This is a genomic window from Bacillus sp. AFS001701 (genome assembly GCF_002559405.1).
GTDB lineage: Bacteria > Bacillota > Bacilli > Bacillales > Bacillaceae_G > Gottfriedia.
In genome coordinates, this window is record NZ_NTZO01000410.1 from 1 (window position 1) to 3,274 (window position 3,274).

4 protein-coding genes are annotated in these 3,274 nt (G+C 35.3%); 3 read left to right on the forward strand and 1 reads right to left on the reverse strand.

The window, feature by feature from the left end; genetic code table 11:
* Positions 1-603 (forward strand): MBL fold metallo-hydrolase (locus CN514_RS20235; RefSeq protein ID WP_098234129.1); only part of this gene is annotated, 603 nt, incomplete at its 5' end.
* Positions 604-824: 221 nt separating this feature from the next.
* Here the strand turns inward: CN514_RS20235 and CN514_RS26900 are convergent.
* Entirely contained in the window at positions 825-1,001 is a 177-nt protein-coding gene (locus CN514_RS26900) for a DUF1510 family protein (protein WP_176525999.1), read from the reverse strand.
* Positions 1,002-1,310: 309 nt separating this feature from the next.
* Here CN514_RS26900 and CN514_RS20240 point away from each other — a divergent pair, with 309 nt between their 5' ends.
* The gene (locus tag CN514_RS20240) at positions 1,311-2,423 is read left to right on the forward strand and encodes an NADH:flavin oxidoreductase (protein ID WP_098234130.1); all 1,113 of its coding nucleotides are present in this window, start codon (positions 1,311-1,313) and stop codon (positions 2,421-2,423) included.
* 68 nt (positions 2,424-2,491) lie between these two features.
* Entirely contained in the window at positions 2,492-2,989 is a 498-nt protein-coding gene (locus tag CN514_RS20245) for a hypothetical protein (RefSeq protein WP_141529450.1), read from the forward strand.
* Positions 2,990-3,274: the final 285 nt, after the last annotated feature.

Here is a 3,274-nt window from a genome sequence, read left to right on the forward strand (position 1 = left end):
GCTTATATTGAAAAAACTAAGAAACTACCAATTTATTTAAATGAAAAAACAATTGATTATTGCGCACGACGTGCAGATTATCCTTTATATAGGCAACTCTTTTGGGGGAGACGAAAGCCGTTTCATGCTAAGGCTATGCCTGAAACGTTTACATCCAGAAATGCGACATGGAAAGTAATCGATACTCCTGGTCATGCTTTTGATCATAAAGCTTTATTAAATCAGGAAACAGGTCAATTATTTACGGGAGATTTATTTGTAAGTGACCGGACAAAAGTCGTATTAGCAGAAGAAAGTATCCCTTCAATTATTCACTCATTAGAGAGAGTATTAACTTATGATTTTCAAGATGTATTTTGCAACCATGTAGGGTTTGTAGAAGATGGTCGCGCAGCGCTTGAACGAAAACGAGATTATTTATTATCTATTAAACATAATGTATTAACTTTACAAAAAGAAGGGAATTCAGCTGAAGTTATCCGTAATAAGCTATTTCCAAAAAAATACCCAATTATAAAATTTTCAGGTGGAGAATGGGATTCACTACACATTGTAACATCGATAATAAATGAAAATAATGTACGTAAACCTGATTTATTTTAAAAGACATTGAGGGCTTATTGGATAGATCCTTTTAATTTATGTTGAATAAGGTATTAGTCATTTTTAATAATGAATATGGCTAAAATACCCCCGACAAATGTGATTAATCCAGCAAATATACCAGCATAAAACGATTATCCCAATGAATAGATGACTTAAAATAGGCTGTCGAGTGTTTCTCGACAGCCTGAGGATGTCTCTTAGGTACATCTTATTTACCTTTATGAAGCAGGTTCAACTTTTGTTGCAATATAGCCTGAGCCATCCCATTGGAGATACACACGATATTTTTGCGAGCCTTTTGTTTTTGCTGCTACAGTCCCGACTGAGCGGCCTTGGTTGCTTTTGTCGCTCCCTAAAAACCATACAGTTAATTTATAAGTTTTATATAAGTCCATTTTGAACTACGCAAGTGTTAGTTAAAGATTATAAGTTGCCAATGGTAGATTAGTTGAATAAGGAATATTACAATAAATATTGAGAGGCTAATTTTCATTTGAAATTTTGGAGGAAAGTGAATTGATAGAAAAAGGAATTTTTTTATCTTTTATAACTATTTATATATTGTTCGTTGTCTTAAAGGACTTCAATATTTTACAAAATGAATTTAAACTAAATCCAATAAAAATTGTAGTTAGAATAAGTCTCCTACTCCTTGCAGAGACTACTTTTGATTATTTTTATTAGTTTAAAAAGGAGAGAATTTTATGAAATCAACAAAATCTGTTGAACCATTATTTACCTCATTTGAAATTGGAGAATTGAAGCTTGAAAATCGATTTGTTATGGCACCAATGACCCGCAAGTTTTCACCGAATGGGATTCCAGGTTCCAATGTTGCTGAATATTATCGAAGACGAGCTGAGAACGGAGTTGGTTTGATTATCACTGAAGGTACTCTAATTGAGCATCCTGCAGCTGGAGCAGAACCTGATGTTCCACATTTTTATGGTGAAGAAGCTCTAAACGGATGGGCACAAGTTGTTAAGGAAGTACATGAGGCTGGAGGGAAAATTGCTCCACAGATTTGGCACACTGGTATGGCGCGCGAAAAGAAAAATTTTCCTGATTCAGATGTCAATCCAATCGGTCCATCAGGTATCAGTTTAACTGGTGAAAAGGTATCTGAACCGTTAAGCGTCGAAGAGATTCAAGAACTCATTCAAGCTTACGCAAATGCTGCCTCTAATGCTAAGAAACTTGGGTTTGATGCAGTGGAAATACATGGCGCTCATGGATACCTTATAGACCAGTTCTTCTGGGACGTAACCAATAAGCGTACAGATGAATATGGTGGTGATCTAGTTAGTCGCACACGTTTTGCTGTAGACGTAATCAAAGCCGTGCGTCAAGCTGTCGGTCCTAACTTCACTATTATTTTCCGATTTTCTCAATGGAAAGCTGCCGACTATAATTTCAAACTAGCAAAGACTCCCGATGAATTGAAAATTTTCCTTGAACCGCTGTCTGAGGCTGGTGTAGATATTTTCCATGCTTCAACACGACGATTCTGGAAGCCAGAGTTCGAGGAATCAGACCTTAACCTGGCTGGCTGGGCTCGTAAAATTACTGGTAAACCAGCAATTACAGTCGGATCAGTTGGTTTGGATTCAGAGGTCAGGAGCTTATTCACGGAAGGTAAGGGTGGACAACCGGCAGATATCGATAATCTGATCGACCGTCTTGAGCGAGAAGAGTTTGATCTTGTGGCCGTTGGACGAGCACTACTAAGCGATCCGGCTTGGGTAACAAAAATTCGTGAAGGTAACACCGAAGAACTGTGTTCATTTACGAAGGAAGCTTTAAATATTTTGAAATAAATACAAGGAGTTACTATTTTCTTTGATAAAAAACAGGCAGCTTGCTAAAAATGATAAGCCGCCTTTTTTTGAAAATTTTATATACTCTTATGGTTCTTCAGTTAATACAAACAGGGAAAATAGAGGATGGATATGAAACCTCAATATCAATCAGTCAGTCACTATTTAAACCAAATCAAAATGCAATTAAAAAACAAATAAACCCTTTTCTTGAATCAAATGAAACGTATAACGATCAAAGAGCAATCTATAAAAGTACTGCCCGCTTGCTGCTTAATACTGTTATGAAGTGCCATCTAGGTTGTGTTCGAAATCTATCTTTAAAAGGAAGTTTCGGCGATGTATGTCACAATGCAGATGAGTATGTATGCTGGAGAAAGTTCATTGAGGGGCTTAATGGATATAACAATGTACAAAATGGATTTACTACTAAAAATCGATTCACTACAACACCAAAATCTTATTATTCACCGCTTTATGATTATGCTTTATGTTCATTTATGAATCAATTTGAAAAGGCCATAAGGAGACAAATAGAAGAGATAGGGGATAGTCTTGTTCTTTAAGTAGAGCCCATTTGATCCACTTAAGCCATTACAAGAAGTGTATATTAATTTAAATAATTTTGCTAGCAATCGCCAACTAACTTATATTCGCTGCAAAGAGAAGCTTCATTTACAAAAAATAATAATTTTCCGTTAACATCCAATTCTCTTGGCAGTATTAAAGTAAAATTTATAATAACTAATCGAGAAGAAATAGAATAAAGAAAAAAGAAAAAGGCTTGAAAAAATCTTAGTCAGATCAAACCTTTTCCTTTTATAAAAGCATTTATTCAATTATATTCTAGT